Raw genomic sequence first — 25,241 nt, forward strand, 5'->3', positions numbered from 1 at the left:
TTTGATCCGTGATTAAGTGTAGCGCGCGCCAATGATACAACAATGACAACTCGACTACCCGGCGCCGATCGTCGACTGCAAATGAGCGTACAGCTCCCGCAACTCCTCGGAAGGCTCGATATTCAGTTCCTGTCGCAATATTTTTACATAGGCTTCATAGCGTTTCGCCAAGGAGGCTTGATCTTTCTTCATTGCATAGGCGCGAAGCAGCAATTCGACGTTCTCTTCGTCCAGTTCATTGCGATCGGACAGCTTGCTCAGAAGCCGAAGGGGAACGTCCGTATGCCGGCGCTCCATCAGCTTGCGAGCCAGCTTTTTGACGAATCCGGCATACACGGCGGAAAGACGCTCCGCCTCTCCCAACGCCCAGGCGTATCCTTTCTCGCCGAACAAATCCCCAGCGTACAGCTTCTCGATCTCCAGAGCCGTCCCCGAATTGAAGACGGCAATTCCGTCATTCCGCCTCAATCGGCCCTCGAACTCGACGAAATCGATCCAGACGCCGACAAGATGTACTCCGTAACCGTCGGCGTCCGATTGAATCAGGGTTTTCAAGCCGTGCGAATCCAGCGCTTTTCTCAATTGGTAGACGGACGTGTTCAAATAGATTTCCGCGTTTTTGGGCGGCAAATCGCCAAATACGTCGGAGATCAGCCTCGCGCGCGATACCATCCTGCCGCGATGCAGCAGCAGATAGCCGAACAACTCGGCGCTTTTCCGGGAATTCCATTTCACCCTTTCTCCGCCGCTAAACAGCTCAAGCCCGCCCAACGCATAAATCCGAATGGAGCCGAGCTCCTTCTTCCCCGGCGACATCGATTCGGGTAAACGAGATGACTCGGATAACCGGCGGAACGCTTGCGCGCGCTTTACCGAACGCTCGATTCGCTCCAATGATACGGGTTTGACGATATAATCGAGCGCCTGAAGCTCGAACGCTTGCACAGCGTAATCTTTATGCGAGGCGACGAAAACGATCGAAAGGTCCGGTCGGAGAGCGATCAAGCGCTCGGCCAGGCGCAATCCGCTTTCCCCGGGCATGCGGATATCGATGAACGCCAAATGAACGTCCTCCTCTTCGGCGAAGCGGACGGAGGCAGCCGCGTCCGAGAAGCATCCGACGACTTCGACATCCGGCAGCTTGCCGAGCACTCCGGATATAATCGGATGCATGGACCCTTGGTCGTCGACGACAATCGCTCTTATTGAGCCGCCTCCTTCCCGCTGATTCATGATCTCATCTCCTGTGGTCGTTGTTTCGCGATTATTCATTTTATAAGGAAACGGGCAAAGAAAAAATCCCCCGTTCAGGGGGGATTTTCAGAAAGAAATGTGAAGTTGTTCGGCTCGCCGAAGCAGTTGTACCCGATTGCTCACGTCCAGCTTCCGATACACGTTTTTCATATGCCATTTGACGGTTTCGGCGGCGATATTCAGCCGTGCGGCGATTTCTTTGTTCGACAACCCTTCGAAAACGAGGAGCATGACTCTCATTTCCTGCTCGGTCAATATTCCGCTGTTCGGCGGTCTCTCGTTCCTGGGAGATGGCCCGGGTCGGAAACTCTCATCGTCCGCGATCCTGTCCCTTCGGCTGAGCTTGTCCAGGACGAGCGACATTCTCCGGACAGTTACCGGCTTCATCACATAATCAAGCGCGCTTAATTCGAACGCCCGAACCGCATACTCTTCGTAGCCGGTCGCAAACACGATGCGGATATCGGGATCGATCTCGCCCAGCAGGCTTGCCAGCCGCAGGCCGTCGAGCTCGGGCATCGAGATGTCCAGAAAAGCCAGGTTGAGCCGGTTCGCCTTCGCGTATTGATACGCTTCCCACGGATTCTGGGTCATATGGACGATTTCGATCTCGTCGAACTCGGACAGCATCATCTTTAACCGTTCTACGGCCAGCTCCTCATCGTCCACGATCATCGTTCTCAGCCGCATCCGCTTCACCCTCCCGTCGATCCGGACATTCCCGCGGGAATGCGGAAAACGACCTTCGTTCCGGCGCCTTCGGCGCTCTCAATCCGCAAGCTTCTGCCGTACAGCAGTTCGAGACGTTCGCTGATATTCCGCAGCCCCACGCCCTTCGTCTTCCGCTTGCGCACGGCTTCCAACTGCTCCGCGCTCATCCCGCATCCGTCATCCTCCACGGCTACCGTAAGCTCGTCGTCCGGATGTTGAACGACAGAGATTTTCACCTTTCCGCCGCGCAGCGTGGACATCAACCCGTGCCTCACGGCATTTTCCACTAACGGCTGCAAGATCAACGGCGGGATCGGAGTATGAGGACGGACGGCATCTACGTCGTATTCCACGACCAATCGGGCCCCGAAGCGCGCTTTCTCCACGTTTAGATAAGCCCTGACGAGCTCCAGCTCATGGGCAACGGAGGTCAGGGAATCGAGTCGATCGAAGGCAAAGCTTTTTCTTAAATACTGCGAAAACTCCAGCGCCAACTCCTCGGCTTTACGGGGGTCCTTGAGACATAGCGTCGCGATCGAATTCAACGTGTTATAAAGGAAATGCGGCTTGATCTGGGAACGCAAAAAGGCGATTTCCGCATCCTTGGTCTCGGCCTGCAGCTGCTGATTTCTCCGAAGCATATCATTGATCGTTTCGCTTAACGCCGTGAACACCAGGACGGATCCGACGATAATAGCGGCATGGATTCCATGCATCTGCAGCGTGTGCATACTGAAGCCTCTGACGACCGAGACGACGATAAGGCCGACGACGCAGTAGAACATGGCCAACGCCGCCGCGATGTCGATTCTCATTCTTCCCGCGGCAGCGAAAAATCGTTTACGGACGTACAGGATCGCAGGCATGCTGAAGGCAAGCGTTAACAGAGTCGTGTAAAAGCCCGCGTCCATCCCCATGAACAACCGATAGAGAACGATAAGCGCCGACAGGGCCAAGCCCGCTCCCGTCCCGCCGTATAAGGTTCCAAGCAGCAGAGGAACAATCCGGATATCCAGCCGTATGCCCTGCGCCATATAGGCGGGGAAGGACATGCACAGCAGGATCGCCAATCCCATCGCCGCGGACAGGATGACGTTCGAGCGCGGCTTGTCCGACCTCCTCCCCGCATTGAAAATCTGAGAAATCGATACAATCGTTGCGATAATCGCCATTTGCGTCAAGAAATCTTTGAGCACATTCATCTTCCCATTATATCAAGGGTTCGCGAAGAAAAAAGCCGAATGGTCCTATTCCGTACGATGAGACGCGAAACGCAGCATGACCGTCGCCGCCTCCGCTCTCGTGGTCGATTCATTCGGACGGAAGAAGTTGCCGCCCCTGCCCTTCATGAGGTCCAGCCGGTTCAATTCCTCGGCCGCGGCTTTCGCCCACGCCGGAATGTCGCGATCATCCGTGAAAGGCGTCGCCGATTCCTCGGACAGCGATAGCTGTGACGCTCGCGCCAGCATAACGGCGATCTCGGCGCGCGAAACGTTCGCGTTCGGCCGGAACGATCCGTCCGCGTAGCCAGATACGATTCCGGCTTGCGACGCCTGAGCAATCGCCTTCCTCGCCCATTCTCCGATCGCGGCGGCATCCGTAAACCCGGATTCCGCAGCTTCGTCCGCCGCCGGCGTTCCGAGCGCGTTCATCAGCATGACCGCGAATTCTGCCCGGCTCACGGCGGCGTTCGGCCGGAACGATCCGTTCGCATATCCCGATACGAGACCTTTCCCGGCCGCCTCCAGGATGGCGCCCTCCGCCCAGTGTCCGTCGATGTCGCTGAACTTAGGTTTCACGGGCTTCCGCTCCGAACCTACCGCAAACACCGCGAATCTCGTAAAATGGTCCACCTGGACCGAGAGGAGGCCGTCGTCCGCCGCGCCGCCGATTTCCACCCATTGCGCCGACGCTTCGTCGTAATAGAATACGACGGGCTTCTGACCTTCCGCCAATCGAGCAGATTCGTAAGCCAGCTTTAATGTGACCGGCCTCTTGAAGTTCTCGGGAACGTTTTTCGTGATTTCGAAGATCGAACTGAGCAAACGCTCTTTGTCGAATAGAAGCTTGCCGGTGTCCAGCACTTCTTCGATGACGAGGGTCAGTTCCCGCTCCGCGGCGCCGGCCGGAACCGATACGCGAACCGCCTCGCCGAGACTCAGCAGCCCCTCTCTCCCGGCGGGAATCGTCAAACGGCCGTTCGTGGAACTCAAAGGTCCGTCGTCATGCGACGCCGGACCTGAGCCTCCGCCATAGGAAGAAGATCCGGCCGCTCCTCGCCTTACCGTCACCGTGTAGGTTTTAGCGTCTCCGATTAGCGGCGTCACGTCGATTCGGATCGGGTTGCTTCCCACGTTCAGACCGATTGCTTCGCTGGCTTGTCCGCTGGAGACTCCGGTTCCGTTCACCGTCAACAAGGCATGGACGTCATATACGCTCGCCGTGACCGATAAGCTGGACACTCCATAGGCCACATCGACTGCGTAGGACGTGATCGCAGGGTCGAATTCCGGGAAGAGAGAACCTTCCGACAACGATAATGCGCTTAATTCCGCATGACCGCTCGTCACGATCGGAATCGGAGTCGGTCCCGAGTACAGGACGACCGGAATCGCGGAAAGATCCGGCTCGTTGCTATCGATCAAGCTCGACATCATCGTGAACGTGACGAGACCCTTATCCGTGAAGCTGGACATCGCCCTGCTCAACATTTGGCCATTATGCCGGGGCTCGTTGTCGTAAAACGTCACTTGCTCCGAGGTTTCGATGTAAATTTCGGTTCGGTCGTCCACCGGCTCCCTGTTATTCCCGTAAACTGCATAAGTTACGCTCACAAATCCCGGTTTATTCAGGTCCGCGACCGGTCGGCCCGCCTGAACGGCCGCGACCGGCTTGGCCCGGGGCTTGCTCTCGGCGATCTCCGAGAGATAGACCTTGGAGCTGTTATACACATCCTCGTATTCAAACCGGGGAACCCAACTGACCCCTGTCGCGGAGTCGTGAACGAACCCTCCGATCATCTGTTTATGTTCGGGATTCATAATGGAGAATGAAGCTTGTCCGGCCTGATTGTCCGAAGTAAGCGGCGGCGTGCCGTCTTGCAAACGCAAATAAAGCCGTTCATTGGCCTGCAGCGTATGGCCTTCAATTTCGAATTGGAGTTCTCCCATCGTATGGATGCACCCGCTGACCGCAGCCGCAATGAATAACAGAACGATCGACAAACTTAGCTTCCTTCCGATAACGAACCTTTTACTTAAGTTCACTTGTTCTCTTCTCCTTCTGCTTTTGACTGAACGCGTAACCTCAAGCATAACGCTCGCCAATGACAGAAGAATGATGGAATCGGAGAGCGCCGTCTTCGCCGTTGCGATTCATCATGCGACAGGTCGGCGTAAACGGAAGCAAATACGAAGCGATTCGCGAAAAACTAAGATTGCACCGTCCCCGAGTCACATGTTCGTTCTATTTGCCCTTCTATCCTCATTTCTCCCGATTTGTCTGCGATAGCTTTCTTGCCAAGCGTGATATAATCTCCATAGTTTGCTTAAATCGGGAGGGAGCCCTTCCTCGGCTCTCCGACACCTTGAGATGCGAACTCACCTACAACCTACAAAAGCCGGTGATGGAATGTTTCAGCTTAAATGGCTATGGCACAATTTGAAAGGAGATCGGGTACGCTACGTTCTCGCCCTATTGCTCTCGGTCGTCGGCTCCTCGCTCACGATCGTGAACCCGTACATCGGCCAGCTCATCGTCGATACGTTCATCACAGGGGCAGATGCGGCGCAGAAACTGACGGATGAGCGGGCGCTGCTCATCGGGTTGTGCTTTGGCATGATCGGCTTTTCCCTGCTGCGTACGGGCATGGCTTATTTCACGACTCTGATGTACGAGCGCGCTTCGCAGAACATGCTCTACCGCATCCGAATTTACCTGTACAACAAAATTCAAGGCCAGGACATGCACTATTACGACCGCCATCGCACAGGCGACCTCATGACCAGAATGACGGGCGACCTCGATATGGTTCGGCATACGGTGGCCTGGATTTTCAAAACGATCATCGAATCGTTAACGGTATTCATCGCTGCGGTCGCCTATTTCTTCTATATCGACGTGGCGCTGACCTGGTGGCTGCTGCTGCTGTCCCCGCCGATTTTTATCGTAACCTTTCTGTTCGCCAGACGCGTTCGCCCTATGTACACCGATCTCCGGGAGCGTCTGTCGCAGTTGAATACGACCACTCAGGAGAACATTGCGGGCAATCGCGTCGTTAAGGCGTTCGCAAGAGAAGAGTACGAGGTCGAGAAATTCAACGAAAAAAACGTCAACTACGCCAAGGCGAACAAAGCCGCGGCTATGGTGTGGCTCGATTATTTTCCGTATCTGGAAACGTTGGCCCAAGGCTTCATCGTTATTCTGATGATCGTCGGGGGACTGTTCGTCATGGACGGACGCATTACCTTCGGGGAGTTCTCCGCCTTCTCTGCGCTGATCTGGGGGCTGTCCAACCCGATGCGCAACATCGGCATCATCATTAACGATATTCAGCGCTTCTTCGCCAGCCTGAACAAAATCGTCGAAGTCTACTACGCCCAGCCGAAAATCGTCAACGAGCATAAGCGCGGCGCAAAGCGGCGTTACGAGGGTCGCGTGCAATTCGATCAAGTGAGCTTCAAGTACGACAATGCGATGGTGTTGGAAAATATCAGCTTCACGGTCGAGCCTGGGGAGACGATCGCCATTATGGGCGCCACAGGTTCGGGAAAAACGACGCTGATCAGCCTGATCCCCCGCTTCTATGACGTCGCGAAGGGACGCGTTCTGGTCGACGGGACCGATGTGCGCGAGCTGGAGCTGGATGAGCTGCGCGGCAACATCGGCGTAGCGACGCAGGATGTTCTGCTGTTCTCCGACACGATCGACGGCAATATCGCCTTCGGCAATCCGGACATGCCGGAGGAGGATGTGGAGAAGTTCGCCCGTCTGGCCGCCGCGCACGACTTCATCCGCAAAATGCCGGAAGGCTACAATACGATCGTCGGAGAACGCGGCGTCGGTCTGTCGGGCGGACAGAAGCAGCGTATCGCTCTGGCGCGGGCGATGGCTGTGCAGCCGCCGATTCTCATTCTCGACGATACGACTTCGGCGGTGGATCTGGAGACGGAGGAGCATATTCAGAAGAGCTTGCGCGAGCTGGACTATTCCTGCACGAAAATCATCATCGCGCAGCGCGTATCCACGACGGCGCAGGCCGACCGCATCCTCATTCTGGATAACGGACGCGTAATCGAAGAAGGAACCCATGCGGAGCTGCTTGCCAAGCGGGGCTATTATTACGAAGTATTCATGCTGCAGAACGAAGGCATCGGAAGGCAGGCGACCGCGAATGGCCAGAAATAAATTCGACATCGACGAAGAACTGGAATCACCGTTTAATATTCGGCATTTCCGGCGTGCGCTCGTCTATATTAAACGGCAGAAGAATCCGATGATCGTCGCTTTCGTCATGAGCGCGCTGTCGGCCGGCATCGGGCTCTCCGCTCCACTCATTATTCAGCATGTCGTCGACGTTACGATTCCCGCCAAGGACAAGGCCGGCCTGGTCGGCTGGTCGCTGCTTGTTCTCGCTACCATTGTCGTCAGCGTCATTCTCGCCACCATCCGTTCGCGCATCATGACGCGCGTCGGCCAGGACATCATTTTCGAGATTCGCCACGATCTGTTTAAGCACTTGCAGAAGCTGCCGTTCCAATATTACGACGATCGGCCGCAGGGCAAAATTCTCATCCGCGTCGTCAACTACGTCAACTCCGTCTCGGATGTGTTGTCCAACGGGATCATCAACTTTATACTTGAAATTATGAATCTGCTGTTTATCGCCGCCTTCATGTTTGCGGTGGATGCCCGGCTCTCGCTGATCATTCTAGGCGGACTGCCGATTTTCCTCGCCATTATCATGCTCATCAAGACCAAGCAGCGTCGGGCCTGGCAGGCGATATCCAACAAAAGCTCCAACCTGAACGCCTATACGCAGGAGAGCATCAGCGGCATTCGCGTCACGCAAATCTTCACCCGCGAGGAGCGCAACGAAGGCCTGTTCACTCGCTTGTCCGGCAATGCCCGCCAAGCGTGGATGAAGGCGATGTATTTGAACTTCCTCGTGCCGTTCACAGTAGACAACCTGACGACGATCGTCACGACTGCGCTTTTCTTCGTCGGACTGCTGTGGATGGGACCGGCCGAGGTGACCTTCGGCGTCATTCTCGCCATGAGCGGCTATGCGGCGCGCTTCTGGCAGCCGATTCTGAACCTGTCGAACCTGTACAACAGCTTTATCAACGCGGTTGCCTACTTGGAGCGCATCTTCGAGACGCTGGACGAACCGATCACCGTTAACGATGTTCCCGATGCGCGCGAGCTGCCGACGCTGCAAGGTCGGGTCACGTTTGACGACGTGACGTTCGCTTACGAGCCGGGACACAACATTTTGGAGCATCTGAGCTTCGATATTAAGCCCGGAGAAAGCGTCGCCCTTGTCGGCCCGACGGGTGCGGGTAAGACGACGGTCGTCAACCTGATCTCCCGCTTCTATAATGTAACGGGGGGCCGGATTCTCGTCGACGGTCAAGATATCGCGGAGGTGACGCTGCAGTCGCTGCGCAGTCAGATGGGCATCATGCTGCAGGACAGCTTTATTTTCTCCGGTACGATTATGGACAATATCCGTTACGGCAAGCTCGACGCGACCGAGGAGGAAGTGATCGCCGCCGCCAAAACGGTGCGCGCCGACGAGTTTATTCGCGAGTTCGAGCGGGGCTATATGACGGAAGTCAACGAACGTGGATCGAAGCTGTCGCAGGGGCAGCGCCAGCTGATCTCGTTCGCCAGAACGCTGCTCGCCAATCCGCGCATTCTCATCCTGGACGAGGCGACTTCGTCCATCGATGCCCGGACGGAGCGTCTGCTTCAGCAAGGGTTGAACGAGCTGCTCAAAGGGAGAACGTCGTTCATCATCGCGCACCGTCTCTCCACGGTCAAGAACTGCGACCGCATTATGTACATCTCCGACAAAGGCGTCGCCGAGTCCGGTTCGCACGACGAGTTGCTCGCCTTGCGGGGCCGTTACTACAAACTGTACAGCGCTCAGAAGATGGAGGCATAAAGGGCCATAGCTAAGGGGCTGTCCCATAAATACAAAGAGTCGTACCGAACGATGATCGATGGAATGGTGTAAGTCGCATCTATCTCCTTCCGATGCTATACGATCCTGAAATTTGAACTGATTAACCCGTGATAGGGTCATTTCAGGAACGTATGAGGCAGTCTCCAGGAGATAGATGCTTCTTCTTTTCCATCGATCCTCTTGTACGCCTTTACTTATGGAACAGCCCCTTCGCAATCCCTATGCCAGGATAACGGACAGAGGACGAAATCGCGGCGAGCTAAAGCTCGGCGACAAATCGGTTCGTCAGCGAGCCCAGCTTCTCGATCTCGATCGTCACTTCGTCGCCCGGCTGCAAGTACACTTGCCGCTCCGGAGGCAGTCCGAGCACAACGCCTTCCGGTGTACCCGTCAAAATCACATCCCCGGGAACCAGCGTCATATGCCGGGAAATGTAGCTGACGATCTCGTCGACATAGAAAATCATGTCGGACGTATTGGAGCTTTGGCGGACTTCCCCGTTCACGATCGCGCGGATCGCCAACGCGTTCGGATTCCCGACTTCGTCCGCCGTCACCAGGTACGGCCCGAGCGGACTGAAGTCGTCGCACGTCTTGCCAAGCAGCCACTGATGGGTGCGAAGCTGCAGATCGCGCGCGGACAAATCGTTCACGCAAGCATAGCCGAATACGTGTTCAAGAGCGCTTTCCTTGGCGACATTCTTCGCTCTCTTGCCGATCACGACGGCCAATTCCGCTTCGTAGTCCAGCTTACGGGTGACTTCGGGCACGACGATCGGCTTCAAGTGTCCGGTCAGCGTGTTGTTGAACTTGTTGAACAGAATCGGATACTCCGGAATCGGCGCGTTCGTCTCTTCCGCGTGCTTGCGGTAGTTCAGACCGACGCAGATGATTTTGTTCGGCCGCGTGACGCATGGCCCCCACTCCAGAGCCGATTCGTCCAGCACGTATTTTGACGAAGCCGACAAGTCCAATCCCCCGATCGCCCGCTCCAGCTCCGCCGCTTTTTCCGCGCCGCCTTCAATGACTTCCATAACGTCGCAAGTCAACCCGGCCCCAGCCAGGTCTACGACGCCGGCGTCCGTTTTCACGCCAAGCTGCTGTCTTCCGTTTCTGATGAACGTTAACAGTTTCATAGTTCCCCGTCCTCCGTATTCAATGTTGATTCTGCTGAGCAAATTGCTTGCGCAGCCAGTTGAGAGCCAAATCCACCCATACGCCGCAATCGGGGCGAATTTGTCCCTCGTGCTGGGCGGTCGACTCGTCGCACAGGGACAGGCCGTGCCCGCCGCTCTCAAAAACATGCAGTTCGAAGGGAACGCGCTGCCGCGCCAACGCGGACGCAAACATAAGCGCATGGCTTACGTCCGCGATTCGGTCATCCGCCGTATGCCACAGAAAGGTAGGAGGAGTTTGCGGCGAGACGTAACGGACCGTGTTCTCCCGTTCCAATTGCTCCGCTGTCGGCTTGGCCGTTCCGAACATAGCCCGATGGGCCAGCTCGCGCAATCTTCCGTAAGAAGCGCTAAGAGCGTCTCCCCCGTCCTGTATCGCAAAGTCCGCCGGCGCGTATCCCAAGATCAGCGCATTCGGCTTGAGCAGCATGCCGTCTTGTCGGAACGTATCCCTCCACCGTTCAGCGTGCCAGTGCACGCCCAGGCTTGCCGCCAAATGACCGCCCGCCGAAAAACCGCAAACGGCGATTCGATCCGGATCGACCCGCCAACGCTTCGCATGTTCCCGGATGAGCAGCATCGCTCTGGCCAGATCGAACAGAGGACGAGGCAGGACCGGCTCCTCGTCCTCTTCCGAAGATTCCGCCAGATTCGCCAACCCGAGCACGAACTCGTCCTTGTTCCGGTAGCGTGTCGTGTAGTGAAGAACGAAAGCCCGATATCCACGCTCGGCAAATCTTAACGCCACAGGTTTTCCTTCGCGTTCAGACGCGAAGAGATAGGCCCCGCCGGGGCAGACGACGACAGCGGGGCCGCTCCTCCCATTATCGCCGGACGCGAGATCGTCCTCATCCGGCAAATAGATTTCTAGATAGGCGTGGCCGGCATCCTGCCACAACTTAAGTCGCTCTACTCGCATGGCCTCTTTTATCCCTCCGCCGAAACGTCGCGCTTTAAGCCCCTGCCGTCAGGCCGTGACCGTAAAGCTGTAAGTGCCCGGCTGACAAAGATAGACTGCACTTTCTTCGTCCCGTCTCAGGAGAGCAACGCCTTCCGCCTGTTCGGCGGGCACGCCGCTTTCGGTAACCGCCGTTCCGAACTTCAGCGGAATGACGACCTCTCCTGAAGCGTTGGGCGGTATGGTCACGCGCATTTCCAATTCGCCCCGATCGGTCACTTCCCAAGCGGACTCGATCAACCCTTTGATGCAGCGATAGCGGACGTCGGCCTTGCGCAGCCGCTCGTTGATTCTCGGCTGGATGACGATTTTCTTGTATCCCGGCTCCGCCGGATGGATGCCTCCCATATAGCGGTACATCCATTCGCCGACCGAGCCTAACGCATAGTGGTTGAAGGAATTCATTAACGTATTCTGAAATCCCTTCTCCTCCGTCCATCCGTCCCACCGTTCCCAGATCGTCGTGGCGCCTTCATGGATCGTGTACATCCAGGACGGATAAGTATCCTGTTGCAGCAGACGATAAGCAACGTCGTCGTAACCGTACTCGGACAATACGGGGAGCAGGAAGCGGATGCCATGGATACCGGTAGTAATGTGCCAATCCTCGATCTCGATGCGGCCGACGAGATGCCGGGCCGCTCGCTCGCGCTGGTCCTCCGGAAGCAGCTCCATAAACAGCGCCATGGCGTAAGCCGTCTGCGTATTCCCGCTGATGCGCGCGTCTGCGTCCACGAACTCCCGGTTAAACGTCTCTTTGATTTCTTCATGCAGCTCAGCATATTGTCGCTCGTCCTCCGACTTGCCGAGAACACCCGCAATATCCCGCATCATGCCGGCGACATAAGCGTAATAAGCGGTTCCGAACACTTCGAACGGCGTCGTCGAGAACGCGCTGTAACGAGTGGTGCCATGCTGTTCGTCGGTCAGATCGGCCGCAGGAATGGACAGCCAGTCCCCGTATTGCGGCTTATTCCACCGGATATGACGCGGATACAACATCCGGTTATAGCCAATCCAGCGGCTCATCGCCCCATAATGCCGCTCGAGAATGCGCTTGTCTCCGTAGATCCGATACATGTTCCACGGAATTACGACGCCGGCGTCCGCCCATCCCGAAGAACCGACTAGCGGATAAGCCGAGATCGTGGAATACGGCAAATGCGGCGAGACGTCGGTAAAAGCCCCCGTCGGTTTCTGCGCATCCTCAACGTCGATCATCCATTTCTTGAAAAACGAGGCGACCTCCATATTAAAACTGGCCGTAAAAGAATAGATTTGCGCATCTCCCATCCAGCCCGCTCTCTCGTCGCGCTGCGGGCAATCCGTAGGCACGCTGAGAAAATTGCCGCGCTGCGTCCAAAAAATGTTGCTGAACAGGCGATTCACCATCTCGTCCGAAGTCTCGATCTGGCCGGTGACGTCCATCGCGGAGTGAATCACTTCGCCGACCAGGCATTCTTCCGTCAACTCCCCGGGATACCCGTCGAACTCGACGAACCGGAAGCCGTGAAAGGTGAAGGTCGGCGCGTACGTCTCGTTTCCGGAACCGTTCGCAATATAGACGTCGAGTTGTTTCGTGTTGCGAAGATTATCCGTATACAGCTCGCCTTCGCGAGTGAGCACCTCGCCGTGGCGAATCGTCATCCGGTCGCCCCATTTGGCATTCTCCGGAAGCTTCGCGATCACTCGGCCAACCATGTTTTGGCCCATGTCGACAATATATTTGCGAGGCGCGACCCGCGTTATTTTTTGCGGCTTAAGACGCATCGTCACTTTGATATCAGGACCGCATTGTGCGTTCAAATACCCTTTGTAGTCGAAGTTGACGCTCGGGTCCAGCCAACCGGGCGCCTCGTACCCGAATTCGTTCCATCCCGGCATCTCGACTCTTGCGTCGTACATTTCGCCCATGATCAGATCGGAGGAAACAATCGGCCCGAAGGAAGCTTTCCAGCTTTCGTCCGTCGCCACGTACGACGAGCTGCCGTCCTCGTACTCGATGTTCAACTGCATCAAGGCAAAAGGATCGGTACCGTATTTTTGAAAATCGTACAACCCGACGTAACCGGCATACCAGCCTTGGCCAAGGGTCAGCCCTATGCCGTTGCCGCCTTGCCGAAGCATTCCGGTCACGTCGAAGGTCTGATAATACACCCGGGTATTGTAATCGGTGAATTCCGGAGAGAAGACGTATTCGCCGACTTTGCTTCCATTGATATGACAAACGTACAAGCCGAGCGCCGTGGCATACATCGTCGCGCGCTTGACCGGCTTGGCAATCTCGAACGCCTTGCGCAAATAAACCGAAGGCTTCTGAAACTCATTGTTCGGCACGACGTCGGATTTCAGGCCGATCCACTTGCCCTTCCATTCGTCACGGCGCAGCAGCCCCATCGACCAGCTTCCGTAGGACCAGGCGGAGGGCTCGTCATTTTGATTCCATATTTTCACTTTCCAATAATACTGCTGCCCCGATTGCAACTCCGCGCCCGCATACTCCACGTGCTCCGACTGCTCCGACGCCACCTTGCCGGTATCCCATACACGGCCGTCTTCGGCATCGAGAAGCGACAGTTCTGTCGCCGCGAGAATGCGATAGGCCGTTTGCCGGGCTCCTTTTCCCGAAGCTTCCATGGTCCAGCCGAGCCGGGGACGCAGCTCGTCAATGCCTTGCGGATTTTCCAAATATTCGACTCTCAAGCGTTCTGGGCGGAATGCCATTTGAGCACCTCGTTCGTTGGGTTTGTCGGTTAAGTCAGCCTTTGATAGCGCCGGCCGTCATGCCGGCAATGATGAACCGCTGCGCAAAAAAGTAAATGATCAGAAGCGGAGCCGAGATGATCAGTATGTTGGCGAAAACAAGATTCCACATCGATCCGAATTGTCCGGTAAACAAGTACATCGTCAGCGGCAGAGTCATCTGTTTACCGCTGGACAAGAAATAGAGCACGTACATAAAGTCGTTCCAGACGAAGGTCGAGTTAAAGATAAACAGCGTAACCATGATCGGTCCCATTAGAGGAAGAACGATCCGGAAAAACAATTTATATTTGCCGCAGCCGTCGATGATGGCGGCTTCGTCGATCTCTTTGCTAATGCTCTTCAGGAACTGGTTCGCCAAAAATACGCTGAGCGGCGAACGGGTCGCCACGTTGATCAGGACGACGCCGAGGATCGTTCCGTTCAGATGGAAAAAGCTAAGCACCTTGTAAAGCGGAACGATGGCTGGAGGAACGACGAGACCCAGCATGACCAATACGTTTAATGCCGAACTCCAACCGTCTTTTCTTCGCTGTATCACGAATGCGGCCATTGCGGCCGAAATCAGAATGATCGCTACGCTCGAGAAGGTGAGCACGACGCTGTTCGTAAATGCGAGCGGCAGATCCGCGACTTCGAACACTTTGGAATAATTGCTCCATTCCAGCTTCGAAGGGAAAGCAAGCCCCAACTCGCTCGCTTCAGCGGGCGACTTCAACGAATTGATGAAGATGAGGTAAAAAGGAACGAGGATAAGCAGGCTCAAAGCGGATAACACGGCAATGAGAACGATTTGTCCATACGGAAGGGAACGCGACTTCATTAGACCTCAACCTCCCGCTTGTCCAGAAATTTCCTCATGGTAACCGTCAGCGTAATCACGATCACAAATATAATCAACTCGCCGGCGGTAGCCAATCCGTATCGGCCCATGGCGAATTGCTTGTAGACCAATGTTTTCAACACTTCCGAATAATAACCCGGTCCGCCGCCCGTCGTGACGAACACGAGATCGAATTTCGTCAAACCGACGATAAGCGCGAAAATGACGTTGGCGTTAAACGCCGACGCAAGCATCGGAAACGTAATATAGCGGAATTTCTTCCAGGGTCCCGCACCGTCTATGGAGGCCGACTCCATCATGTCGGAAGGGATGGTCTGCAGCGCCGCGATAAAGATCGCCAAGTGGAAACCGGCGGACTTCCAGACGTCGATGAAGACAAGGGAGTAAATGACCTGCCCTTTCTCGATGAGCCAATTTAGCGCCAAAAAATCCAGTCCTATCGCTCGCAGCGCTTTGTTCAGCACACCGATCTCCGGGTGCATGATCGCAGTGAACAGGACGCCGATCGCGATATAGCTCAGAACGTAAGGGGAGAAGAAGATCGTACGGAAAAAGTTGCTGGCGACGCAATGATACAGCGCCATCGCCAGCGCAAGAGAAACGGCGACTTTAAGGATGATCGACAGGATCGTAAAGATGGCGGTATTGGCCAGCGCTGTGGAAAACACCGGATTGTTGAACATCTCGACAAAGTTGCTGAACCCGGAAAACTTCGCGGATGTCAAATCCCAGTCAGTAAACGCATAGTAGAAGCTGAACAAAGTAGGCAAAACGAAAAAAATGCCGTAGATGAGCAGCCAAGGAATAGCGAAGCTAATCGAGTAGGTTTTGCGTTCCAATTTATGCAATGTGATCTCCCCTATCCGATATTGAAGCCCCGTACGGGGCTCCAATATCCGTTATGCCGTCCATCAGAATCCCGGGGCGCCTTTCGCTTTCGCGTTCTTCGCAAGAATGTCGGACAACTCCGCGGCAAGATCCGCACCCGACTTCTGGCCCATCAGAATTTCCTGTACCGTCTGACCGAACGCGCCCATGTTGGCGACGACGCTGAAGTCGACTGTAGCGAACTGTTTCGCTGTTTTGGTGACTTCGATCATTTCTTTCACCGGATCAAGCAGTTTCGATTCGTCAAGCTCGACGCCTTTGTAAGCCGGTACGCCGGCTGCCGGCAACGTGTCGAAGTAAATCTTCTGTCCTTCGGAAGAGGCGAAGAATTCGATGTACTTCTTGACGGCGTCGGCGTTTTTGCTCGATTGCGGAATACCGTAGATCATCGGAGGCCATACGGTAACCGTCTTGTCGCCTTCGACCGGCCATGGGAAGAAGCCCACATCGTTGATCAGATCGGGTGTCGTGTCTAGAATGGTGCTGAAGGCGCTCGTCAGCACCGGATACATGCCCGCCTTGCCCTCGGAAATGGCTTGCAAGCCGTTCGTGTACGTAGCCGACAAATAGTCGCTGTTCACGTAGCCTTGATCGACCATCTTCTTCATCGTATCGAACGCTTCGATGAAATGGGCAGCGTCCTTGAACGTAGCTTGATTCGTATTGATTTTGTCCAGAATGCCCGGGCTCTGCAACTGATCGTACGAGAAGGCGGCAAGTCCAGGAATTTGCAGCGTCCAGGAATCCTTCGCCGACAGGTAGAGCGGAACCTTGCCGGCCGCTTTCAGCTGCTCGCTGACGGCGAACAATTCGTCGAGCGATTGCGGAATGCTGACGCCCGCTTCCGTAAACGCTTTCTTGTTATACGCGATACCGCCGAATTTCAGCGCCTGTCCCGGCACGCCGTACACTTTGCCGTCCTGTTCTACGTAATAGGGCTTAATGTCGTCCAAAATATTTTGAATGATAGGCATGTCCGACAGATCGATCAGCTTATCCTTCGCCTGCAGGTCGTCTCGCGTCCTCGCGCCCGGGTGATAGCTGATCAAATCCGGAAGATCGTTCGTACCGGCCTTTACTTTGTAGATCTGTTCCATTTGCTCCAGCGGCAGCACCTGAATGTCGAGCTCGACGCCGACCGCTTCGCCGATCGCTTTCATCCACACGTCGCGGCTCGGGCTGTCTCCGCCTACCGCATGAGAGATCGTAACCTTTTTATCCGTGTTCGCCGACCCGGCCGACTCGGAAGAGCCTGCAGACGGCGGCGTGCTTGAGCTGGAAGGACTCGCGTTATTGCCGCCGCATGCGGCGGCGGTGACTAAAGCGGCGGCGGACAATGAGAACAGTGCTGTACGAATGACTTTTGACATCTTGAAGTACCCTCCCTGATTTCTTTTTATTTTTTGGCGTTACATCGCGAGCAAGCCGCCGTCGACGTACACCGTAGTTCCGGTGACGTAATCCGAATCCTCGTGAGCCAGGAACACCGCGGTGCCAGCCAGATCTTCCGGCTCTCCCATGCGGCCCCACGGAATTCTCTTGACCGTCTCTTCTCTCATGCCCGGCTTGGAGAACTCCTCCATGCTGATATCCGTATCGATGACGCCGGCGCCGATCGCGTTGACGTTGATCCCGTATTGGGCCAGCTCAAGCGCCATGCACTTGGTCATGATTTTAATGCCGCCTTTGGTCATGGCGTACTGGGTCAAATCGGCCGTGCCGACTTCTTCGGAAATAGAGGACATATTGATAATTTTCCCGCCTTTGCCCTGCCGAATCATCTCCTTCGCCGCCCGCTGGCCGCTGAAGAACGTTCCGAACAGATTGACGTTCCATATTTTCCTCACCGTCTCCGGTTCGACTTCGATAAAAGGCTGGAATACGGCGATTCCCGCATTGTTCACGACGATGTTGATCTCGCCGAATTTCTCCAGCGTCTTGTCGTACAGTCGATTGATCTGATCGAGATCGGAAACGTCGCACACGATGCCGATCGCGGATCCGCCTTCCCGGCGGATCGATTCCGCCACCTCCTCGCACAGCTCCGCGTTCGTGCCCGATACGACCACGTTCGCCCCTTCTCTGCCGTAGCGGACGGCGATTCCTCTGCCGATCCCTCTGGTGCTGCCCGTCACGATAGCCGTTTTGCCCGCTAACCTGCTCATTTTACCTCGCTCCTTCTGAAAGATTTATGATATATTTGCTGAACTTGGCCTTACCGTCGGCAAGATCCGCGAACACTCCGACCGCATCCTCCAATCCGCATGTCGACGACCAGCCCTCCCCGGTTACCTTGCCTTGAGACAACAATTTGACCGCCTGCTCGAAATCTTCGTCCGAATACGTGTACGATCCGACGATCGCGATTTCCTGGCGCACGACATGATTCATGGAGAGCAAGGATTGATCCTGTCCCAGTCCTACCGCTACGATCGTGCCGCCGGGATTAATGCTCCGGACCGCATCCTCGCGGGTGGATTGAACGCCTACGCAATCGATGATCGTATCCACTCCGCGCGCGCCGAACAACTTCTCGCGCGCCTTCTCCGCCTGCTCCGGTGTCGCGGTCTCGGCGCCGAGCTGCTTGGCGAAAGCAAGTCTGTCGGGTTGTCTGTCTATCACCAGCGCGCGATCGGCGCCCATCGTCAACGCCGCTTGCAGTGTCAGCAGCCCGATTGGCCCGGCTCCGTAGATCATCAAATTTTCATACGGCTTCAACCCCAGCTTGACCGCATGGATGCACACCGCGAGCGGCTCCGCCAAGGAGGCCAGGCTGGAGTCCATTGCCGCAGGTACGGAATACAGATTGGCTGCGGGTACGGCGACGAATTCCGCGAACGCTCCCGGACGGTGAATTCCGACGATCTGCCGGTTGCGGCAGATGTTCCCCTTGCCGATCCGGCAGCGGTCGCACGTCCCGCAAGAGACGAGCGGGTTCGCGATGACCTTGCTTCCAATCGCGAATTGGTGTACATCGCTCCCCAAACGAACGATCGATCCACAAAATTCGTGCCCCATCACGAGGGGAGGTTTTCTAATACTGCTGTGTCCCAAATACCCTTCCAATTCGCTGCCGCAGATCCCGACGGCTTCGACGCGGAGGATCGCCTCGTCCGGTTTCGGTTCCGGAACGTCTCTCTCCTCGACTGCCAACTGTCTGGCTCCCAGATATACAAGTGATTTCATTTGCTGCTTCCAACCTCCGCCGCTTCGGTTACGTTCCGTTTCAAACTAATCTTTGCCGACTCCGTTCACCACGTGCAGCAGACGCTCCCCGGAAAACAATCTTTTGATTTCGAGCGCCGCATACTCCTGTAGACGAAGAAGAGAGCTTTCCGAATACCAGGCGCAATGGCTCGTGACGAGGCAATTGTCCAGCTTCAGCAACGGGCTGTCGGAAGCAATCGGCTCCTGCTCCAGCACGTCGACCGCAGCCCCCGCGATCTGGCCGCCGCGAAGCGCGGCAATCAAGGCGTCGGTGTCGACCGTTCCTCCGCGTGAGGTATTGACCAGGAAACTTGTCGGCTTCATCTTGTCGAAGGCCTCCGCGTCCAATATCCGTTTTGTCGCCGGCGTAAGCGGCATGTGGACCGATAAAATATCGCTGCGGGCGAGCAGCGTCTCCCAATCCACCTTCTCCACGCCCATTTCGGCCATAGCCGACTCGTTGATGTACGGATCGTAGGAAATCGCTTTCAGACCGAACGCCTCCGCTCGCTTCAGCACCGCTTTCGCGATATTGCCGAATCCGGCCAAGCCGATCGTTTTGTCCTGCAGACCAACAATCGGCCGGCAAGGGGAAATCTCCCATATGCCGTCTCTCACCCGTTGCACGACTTGAGGAATTTTGCGAACGATGGCCAACATCAAGGAAAGTGTATGATCGGCCACTTCCTGGACCGCGTAATCGGGAACGTTCACGACGGGGATATTTTTGCGTTTGGCCGCTTCGAGATCGACGTTGTCGACGCCGATGCCGTATCTCACGATCACCCGGCATTTCTCGAACGATTCGATCGCTTCCGCCGTAACCGGCGCCCACTGGGTCAACACGGCGTCCGCATCGCGGCACAGGGCGGCGACCTCGGCTGCCGTCCGGCATTGCCCCTCGGCGAAAGCAAAACCCAGCGGCTGCAAAATACTCTTCTCCTGCTCCAAGTCGGGAAATCCGGAATCCGTAACTGCTACCAAGTAGTTGCTCATATTTCCCCTCCGTTTATTTCCGTATCGCCAGCGCTCTTACCGGCGAACCGTCGCGTCCCTTGATCCGCAAGGGAGCCGCCATGAAAAAGAATTCGTCCGCCCCAACGTCGCCCAAGTTCGCCAACCCTTCCACGATGACGATCTCCGCCTTCAACAAAATTTTGTGAACGGGGTCGAAATCGGTCGGATTCGGCGTCGGGACGTCCATGCCGATCATCGCGATTTTGCGTTCTGCCAGCCATTGCGCCAGTTCGATCGTCATATAGGGAAAATCGGAAAAATAGTGCTGCTGCGGATATTGCTTGAACCAGTCCGTCCGATAGATGAGTCGGGTTCCTTCGCCGATTCGATAGGCTACGGAAGCGAAATCTTCGACCGTGATTTCTTCCTTGGGCTTCTTATGCGACAAATCGACGAGCAGCGCGTCCCCGATGCACTTGTTCAAATCGAGCTGCTCCACCGTCTTCCCGTCGTCTAGGAAATGGAACGGAGCATCCAGATGAGTGCCTTGATGGGTGCTCATGACGAGCTGCGAAATGTTATACCCCATGCTGTCGACCGTGTGATGGACGATGACCGCGCATTTCGGATCCAGAGGAAATGTCGGCGCGGCATGGTAAATGTCCAACGACAAATCCACGATGTTTCCGTTCATAGTTCTCCAACCTCCCGTTAAAAGTTATATCCAATTTCTCAGAAACAAAAAGCGATAAACCCCCGCCACTCTAAGGGTAAGCGTTTGCAGATCAAGATTAACACCGAGAAATTGGTCATGTCAATACGTTATTTTAATTTTAAAGTTATATTAGTATTATCATATCAGAAAAAATGGGGGCAAAATCAGCATCTGGATCAATCAACCATCGGTACACTTTCGAAAGTTTTCATTGGGCCGCTCCATAACACCTTCTATTGATATATCAATATTAATGTTATATACTTTCATCAAAATCCCGAAAACAGGGATTCGATTTTATCAACGATTCCGGAGTGGATCCAGAACATGAACGCGAAGAAGCCCTTATACTCGCAAATTCAGGATTATATTATCGCGCAGATAGAGAGAGGCCTTTGGCCGCCGCACTATCAAATCCCTCCCGAACGGGAAATCGCCGATCAGTTTCAGGTCAGCAGAATCACGGCGAAACATGCCATGCTCGGTTTGGTGAACGACGGTTTCCTCTACCGGCACCGAGGTAAAGGAACCTTCGTCGCCGATCGAAACCAAAGCTCCATCCCAACGGAAACCCATCAGACGCCCCTCCTTCCTCTGCAGCACCGCACGAAGATGATCGGTTTCATCATGCCGTGGATGGAGTCCCACTACTCGTCCATGCTGATTTCCGGCGTCGAGTCCGCATTGACTCAGCTTTCCTATCACTTCGTATTCAAGAGAATCTCAAACCGCGAGGAGGAATCCAAGGCGATCCACGACTTTCTGAACATCCCAGTGGACGGAATCATTATCGTGGCCAGCCAAGGAGAGCAGCATTTCAACGATGATATCGTCCGCCTCGTATTGAACAAGCATCCCGTCGTTCTCGTCGAGAGAACGATGCGCGACATTCGTACCAACGGTGTATTTTGCAATACGAAAGAAATTGGTACGCTTATGGTAGATTACCTCATTGAGCGGAATGTCCAATCGATCGGGCTCGTAACCTACCCTCCCTTATACACGATCGGCGTAAGCGATCGGGTAAACGGGTTTCAAACCGCTCTTGCCCGTAAAGGGAAAGAACCGTTGTCTCCGGGAAGAATCCTCTCGGTATCTACTTCTATACTCGAGCAATCGAGTATGGACGACATCCCTCCGGAAATCCTCGAATTTCTGGAGAACAACCGAGATCTTGACGCCATCGCCGCCGTCGATGCGCTGCTGGCCCGTTACGTCGGGAAAGCTTGCGCCGAGCTCGGCCTGCAGCATGTCCGCATCATTTGCTGCGACCAACCGCTTCTGTACCCGGATTGCGTCTCTCCGCTTGCTTATATCGACCAATCTCCGTTTGAAATGGGTACGATCGCGGCGCGAATGATCGTGGATTCCATCGCAAAAGGAACCGAGCCGCGTAAACATATGCTGACGCCGCGACTCGTCGAGCTTTCGTAATCGGACAACGAGCACTTTCTAAATCGCGCAAAAAACCGGCGATGCCAGGTGATTGCACCTGACATCGCCGGTTTTAAGTTGCAAGCATCTTCGCGGCTTTAACCGTTCAACTCCTCATAATAGCCGGCCAAATCGTCGGACGGGCCGATGCCCAGCTCGCGGTCAAGCAGCCGAACGTAATCGGCATACAGCGCGTTGATTCCGTTCCTGTCCCCGATTTGCGCGCGCGCCAGCATCAGCAGGCGGACGACCGATTCGTCCAGCGGATTGCGCTGGTTCAGCTTCATAAGCAAGCTTATCGCGGCCGTCGCGTTGCCCATGGAGAGATAGGCTTCGACAAGTCTTACGGCGAGCGATGCGTACAGCTCCGCGTAACGCTCCGTTTCATGAACGGCCCAGACGTACGCCCTGTCTCCGAACAGATCGCCGGTATAGGAGCGCTCGATCCGCTGGGCCAGCTCCGCGTTGTCGGGCGTAATCGTACTCAGCCGGTTCGCCTGAGCCTCGAACTCCGCGCAATCGATCGCGGAATCGGCCGCCAGCTCGAGCGCGTAGCCGTCGTTCTCGGAGCGCACCGCATCGCGCAAGCCGAGAGGCTCCAATGATTTGCGCAGCTGGTAGATCGACGTATTCAAGTATTTCAGCGCCTGCTCGTGCTCCATGCCTCCGAAAATATCGGAGATCAGCCGGGAACGCGGAATTCTTCGGCCCCTGTGGAGCAGCAAATAAGCGAACAGCTCGGCGCATTTGCGAGAGATCCATTTGATGCGACCCGCCGCGTTGCTCACGACGACGTCCCCCAGCAGCGTGACGACCGTCTTGTCCGCTTCAAGCGTTGCCGGAGCCTTCTGAGGCAACATCCGATTCTCCGCCTTCAGCGCGCGTTGAACGGTACGTTGAAGACGCTCCTGCGTAACGGGCTTCACCAAGTAATCCAGCACGGACAGTTCATAAGCATCCAGCGCGTATTCCTTGTGCGACGTGACGAAGACGATCTGCACCGGAGAACCGGCCGCGTTCATGCCGGCCGCAAAGCTCAGTCCGCTCTCGCCCGGCATGGAGATGTCCACGAAAGCGAGGCCGACGTCCCCGTTCTGCCGCAAATAAGCCTCCGCCGCTCCCGTATCCGTAAACGCGCCCGCCACCTGAATCTCCGGCAGCTTGGCCAGCATTTTACGCAAAATCAGATGCATCGTCGGTTCATCGTCCACCAAAATCGCTTTCAACGGCCTCCCGCCTCCCTTTTGCGTCGACGTGCTCTTCCCGGCCGCCCGCGGAACCGGACAACGAGAAATAGAAGGTCGTCCCCTCGTCCGGAACGCTGTCGAACCAGAGCCTTCCGCCGTGTATCCGCACGAACTCCCGTGCCAGGACGAGACCGAATCTGGCGCTGGCCGAATCGTCCCCGGGAACCGTCGGCTTGAAGAACGGCTCCTCCAGTCGAAGCAGCTCCGAAATTCGCGGATCGATCCCCGCTCCGTTATCGCGCACGGAGACGACGACCGACTCGCCTTCCAAGGCGGCGCCGACCTCGACCTCGCCTCCGATTCCCGTATACTTGATCGCGTTCGAGAGCAGGTTGCGCAAGATCAAGTCCAGCATCTCTTTGTCGGCGCGCACCGCAAGCCGATCGTCGATCCGCTCCGTCAGCGCGATCCGCTTAATGCCCGCCTTCGCTCCCGCGAGCGACAGCGCCTGGCGGACGACCTGCTGCAAATTCCAGCTCATCGGACGGAATTGGACTTGGCCCTTCTGGCTGCGATACCAATCCAACAATTGCTCGACCAGATGGAACGTGCCGTGCACCTGGTCCTTCAGCTCGCGGAACAGCTCGGCATGCTCCTGTTCGGCGGCGGCCAGCTCCTCGCCGAGCAGCTCGGTCAGGCTGACAAGAAGCGCGATCGGGTCCCGGATATCGTGCGCGACGACGGTAAACAGCTTATCCTTGAAGGCGTTCAGCTCGGCGAGCTGACGGGCATTTTCGCGCAGCCGCTCCTCATTTTCCTTCAGCTCCGTAATATCGTTGAGCATGAGAATTTTGCCGATCGGCTGCGTGTCCGCTTCCACAATCGGAGTTAAGCTGCAGGCGTAATGCCGGGTCCGTTCCCCGTCCGTTCGGCGAAACGGGAACTGAGCCTCTCCCGTACCGGCGCCGACAATGCTTTCCAGCAGTTCCGGGTGAACGGACAACGCCTTGGCGGCCTCCGCCGGATAGCGGGCAATGTCGGACAACTCGCTTAGTACGGACGCTGCAGCCCGATTAAAGCTCACGATCCGGTCATCTCCGTCAATCAGCACAACCCCGTCCCGAATCGTATCGAACAGCTTCGCGTGCGCGAGCGGCATGAGCCGCAGCAGATTAAAGCGATAGATTCCCCATACGTACACGATGCCCGACACGACGAATCCGAACGGCGTCAAGTCGACTTGAACGCCGAACCAGAACATCGCATTCAGCAGCATCGGAGCGGCCCCGCCCAAAGCGAGAATGACGATCTGTTTGCGCATGATGGGAGGAGAACGCCAAAACATCGGAATAAACAGCAACATTCCGCACACCATCACGCCATAATTGTAGAGGCCGTGCACCTCGTACCAGAAGCCTTTGATCGTTGTGTACAGCGGAACCGCGGAATCCGTATTCAAGATGTAACGCTCATATACGAGATGGTGCCAATCGTTGGTCAAGTGAAATCCGAATACAAGCACCGGAACGACCATCAGCGCTGCGGACAGCTGCCTCCGGCGCTTCGCAGCGGTCCCCGTAAACTGGATGACGAGAATCAGCCACAGCGTGGAAACGAAAGGAATGCCCAAATATTCGATCTGCAGCGACAGCTTAAACTCATCCAGAGTTCGGCTGAGCACCTCCAGCCCATAGCCCAACGCATAGAAGGCCGCCGTCAGCATCATGAATAGAACCGTTCTGGCTGCGGGCAGATGGCGCTTCCGGTAGGAAAGCCATGAGATGAACAGCATAATCGCCGCGGCGGCGAACAGGAAGATCGACATCCACTGCTTAATATCCACGAAGACGGCTCCCTTGCTTGCGATGATTGGCGACCGGGTCGGAATTCCTCGGTCCGGTTCGGGAATTTAATCCCTTCGCTATCATCATAACATCCGAAGACCGGAGTCCGAATCGTT

General features: G+C 55.8%; 19 protein-coding genes and 1 pseudogene. 4 read left to right on the top strand and 16 right to left on the bottom strand.

The genetic code is table 11. From position 1 onward, the window contains the following. Window positions 1–54: 54 nt before the first annotated feature. The 4 genes from B0G52_RS29100 to B0G52_RS29115 all read right to left on the bottom strand — a co-directional run bounded on the left by B0G52_RS29100 (window position 55) and on the right by B0G52_RS29115 (window position 5,231). Window positions 55–1,233, bottom strand: a complete 1,179-nt coding sequence (locus B0G52_RS29100) for a response regulator (protein WP_158223928.1) — start codon at window positions 1,231–1,233, stop codon at window positions 55–57. A gap of 87 nt (window positions 1,234–1,320) precedes the next feature. Further along, window positions 1,321–1,944: a response regulator transcription factor gene (locus tag B0G52_RS29105; RefSeq protein ID WP_094049886.1), complete on the bottom strand. Its 624-nt coding sequence runs from the start codon at window positions 1,942–1,944 to the stop codon at window positions 1,321–1,323. Between the two features lie 5 nt (window positions 1,945–1,949). After that, on the bottom strand, window positions 1,950–3,161 hold the full coding sequence (locus tag B0G52_RS29110; protein WP_158223929.1) for a sensor histidine kinase: 1,212 nt from the start codon (window positions 3,159–3,161) through the stop codon (window positions 1,950–1,952). A gap of 51 nt (window positions 3,162–3,212) precedes the next feature. Beyond that, window positions 3,213–5,231 carry an S-layer homology domain-containing protein gene (locus B0G52_RS29115; protein ID WP_158223930.1) on the bottom strand — a complete coding sequence of 673 codons (2,019 nt, stop codon included), beginning with the start codon at window positions 5,229–5,231 and terminating at the stop codon, window positions 3,213–3,215. Window positions 5,232–5,595: 364 nt separating this feature from the next. On the opposite strand from B0G52_RS29115, the gene B0G52_RS29120 reads away from it, so the two are divergent. Together B0G52_RS29120 and B0G52_RS29125 are read left to right on the top strand one after the other, a co-directional pair. Then, a complete protein-coding gene (locus tag B0G52_RS29120; protein WP_094049892.1) occupies window positions 5,596–7,371 on the top strand; it encodes an ABC transporter ATP-binding protein in 1,776 nt (591 codons plus the stop codon). Then, on the top strand, window positions 7,358–9,133 hold the full coding sequence (locus tag B0G52_RS29125) for an ABC transporter ATP-binding protein (RefSeq protein ID WP_094049894.1): 1,776 nt from the start codon (window positions 7,358–7,360) through the stop codon (window positions 9,131–9,133). Before B0G52_RS29120 ends, B0G52_RS29125 begins: the two co-directional genes overlap by 14 nt. Before the next feature lie 280 nt (window positions 9,134–9,413). Here the strand turns inward: B0G52_RS29125 and B0G52_RS29130 are convergent, their stop codons facing one another. The 10 genes from B0G52_RS29130 to B0G52_RS29175 all read right to left on the bottom strand — a co-directional run bounded on the left by B0G52_RS29130 (window position 9,414) and on the right by B0G52_RS29175 (window position 20,639). Continuing rightward, window positions 9,414–10,289 (bottom strand): fumarylacetoacetate hydrolase family protein, encoded by an 876-nt coding sequence (locus B0G52_RS29130; RefSeq protein ID WP_094049896.1) that lies wholly within the window; start codon window positions 10,287–10,289, stop codon window positions 9,414–9,416. 19 nt (window positions 10,290–10,308) lie between these two features. After that, window positions 10,309–11,247, bottom strand: a complete 939-nt coding sequence (locus B0G52_RS29135; protein WP_094049898.1) for an alpha/beta hydrolase — start codon at window positions 11,245–11,247, stop codon at window positions 10,309–10,311. A 48-nt stretch (window positions 11,248–11,295) separates the two neighbouring features. Then, a complete protein-coding gene (locus B0G52_RS29140; RefSeq protein ID WP_094049899.1) occupies window positions 11,296–14,010 on the bottom strand; it encodes an alpha-L-rhamnosidase in 2,715 nt (904 codons plus the stop codon). Between the two features lie 34 nt (window positions 14,011–14,044). Then, on the bottom strand, window positions 14,045–14,872 hold the full coding sequence (locus B0G52_RS29145; protein WP_094049901.1) for a carbohydrate ABC transporter permease: 828 nt from the start codon (window positions 14,870–14,872) through the stop codon (window positions 14,045–14,047). Further along, complete coding sequence (locus B0G52_RS29150) at window positions 14,872–15,741, bottom strand: carbohydrate ABC transporter permease (protein ID WP_094049903.1); 870 nt, start codon at window positions 15,739–15,741, stop codon at window positions 14,872–14,874. Before B0G52_RS29150 ends, B0G52_RS29145 begins: the two co-directional genes overlap by 1 nt. Before the next feature lie 63 nt (window positions 15,742–15,804). After that, window positions 15,805–17,151, bottom strand: coding sequence for an ABC transporter substrate-binding protein (locus B0G52_RS29155; protein ID WP_094049905.1), 1,347 nt, complete (start codon window positions 17,149–17,151; stop codon window positions 15,805–15,807). A 39-nt stretch (window positions 17,152–17,190) separates the two neighbouring features. Then, window positions 17,191–17,946 carry an SDR family NAD(P)-dependent oxidoreductase gene (locus B0G52_RS29160; RefSeq protein ID WP_094049907.1) on the bottom strand — a complete coding sequence of 252 codons (756 nt, stop codon included), beginning with the start codon at window positions 17,944–17,946 and terminating at the stop codon, window positions 17,191–17,193. Window position 17,947: 1 nt separating this feature from the next. Further along, window positions 17,948–18,967, bottom strand: coding sequence for a zinc-dependent alcohol dehydrogenase (locus B0G52_RS29165; RefSeq protein WP_094049909.1), 1,020 nt, complete (start codon window positions 18,965–18,967; stop codon window positions 17,948–17,950). A 45-nt stretch (window positions 18,968–19,012) separates the two neighbouring features. Next, window positions 19,013–19,984: a C-terminal binding protein gene (locus B0G52_RS29170; protein WP_094049910.1), complete on the bottom strand. Its 972-nt coding sequence runs from the start codon at window positions 19,982–19,984 to the stop codon at window positions 19,013–19,015. Window positions 19,985–19,997: 13 nt separating this feature from the next. Further along, entirely contained in the window at window positions 19,998–20,639 is a 642-nt protein-coding gene (locus tag B0G52_RS29175) for a cyclase family protein (RefSeq protein WP_094049911.1), read from the bottom strand. A 348-nt stretch (window positions 20,640–20,987) separates the two neighbouring features. On the opposite strand from B0G52_RS29175, the pseudogene B0G52_RS36760 reads away from it, so the two are divergent. Further along, window positions 20,988–21,137 (top strand): annotated as a pseudogene (locus B0G52_RS36760) (GntR family transcriptional regulator); the annotation flags it as partial. A 135-nt stretch (window positions 21,138–21,272) separates the two neighbouring features. Continuing rightward, window positions 21,273–22,094, top strand: coding sequence for a substrate-binding domain-containing protein (locus B0G52_RS29180; RefSeq protein ID WP_233163180.1), 822 nt, complete (start codon window positions 21,273–21,275; stop codon window positions 22,092–22,094). Window positions 22,095–22,192: 98 nt separating this feature from the next. Here B0G52_RS29180 and B0G52_RS29185 read toward each other — a convergent pair whose 3' ends face one another. Together B0G52_RS29185 and B0G52_RS29190 are read right to left on the bottom strand one after the other, a co-directional pair. After that, window positions 22,193–23,320, bottom strand: a complete 1,128-nt coding sequence (locus tag B0G52_RS29185) for a response regulator (protein WP_094049913.1) — start codon at window positions 23,318–23,320, stop codon at window positions 22,193–22,195. Continuing rightward, the gene (locus B0G52_RS29190) at window positions 23,295–25,124 is read right to left on the bottom strand and encodes a sensor histidine kinase (protein WP_094049914.1); all 1,830 of its coding nucleotides are present in this window, start codon (window positions 25,122–25,124) and stop codon (window positions 23,295–23,297) included. Before B0G52_RS29190 ends, B0G52_RS29185 begins: the two co-directional genes overlap by 26 nt. Between the last annotated feature and the right edge of the window lie 117 nt (window positions 25,125–25,241).

The sequence above is a fragment of the Cohnella sp. SGD-V74 genome (assembly GCF_003001675.1).
Classification (GTDB): Bacteria; Bacillota; Bacilli; order Paenibacillales; family Paenibacillaceae; genus Cohnella.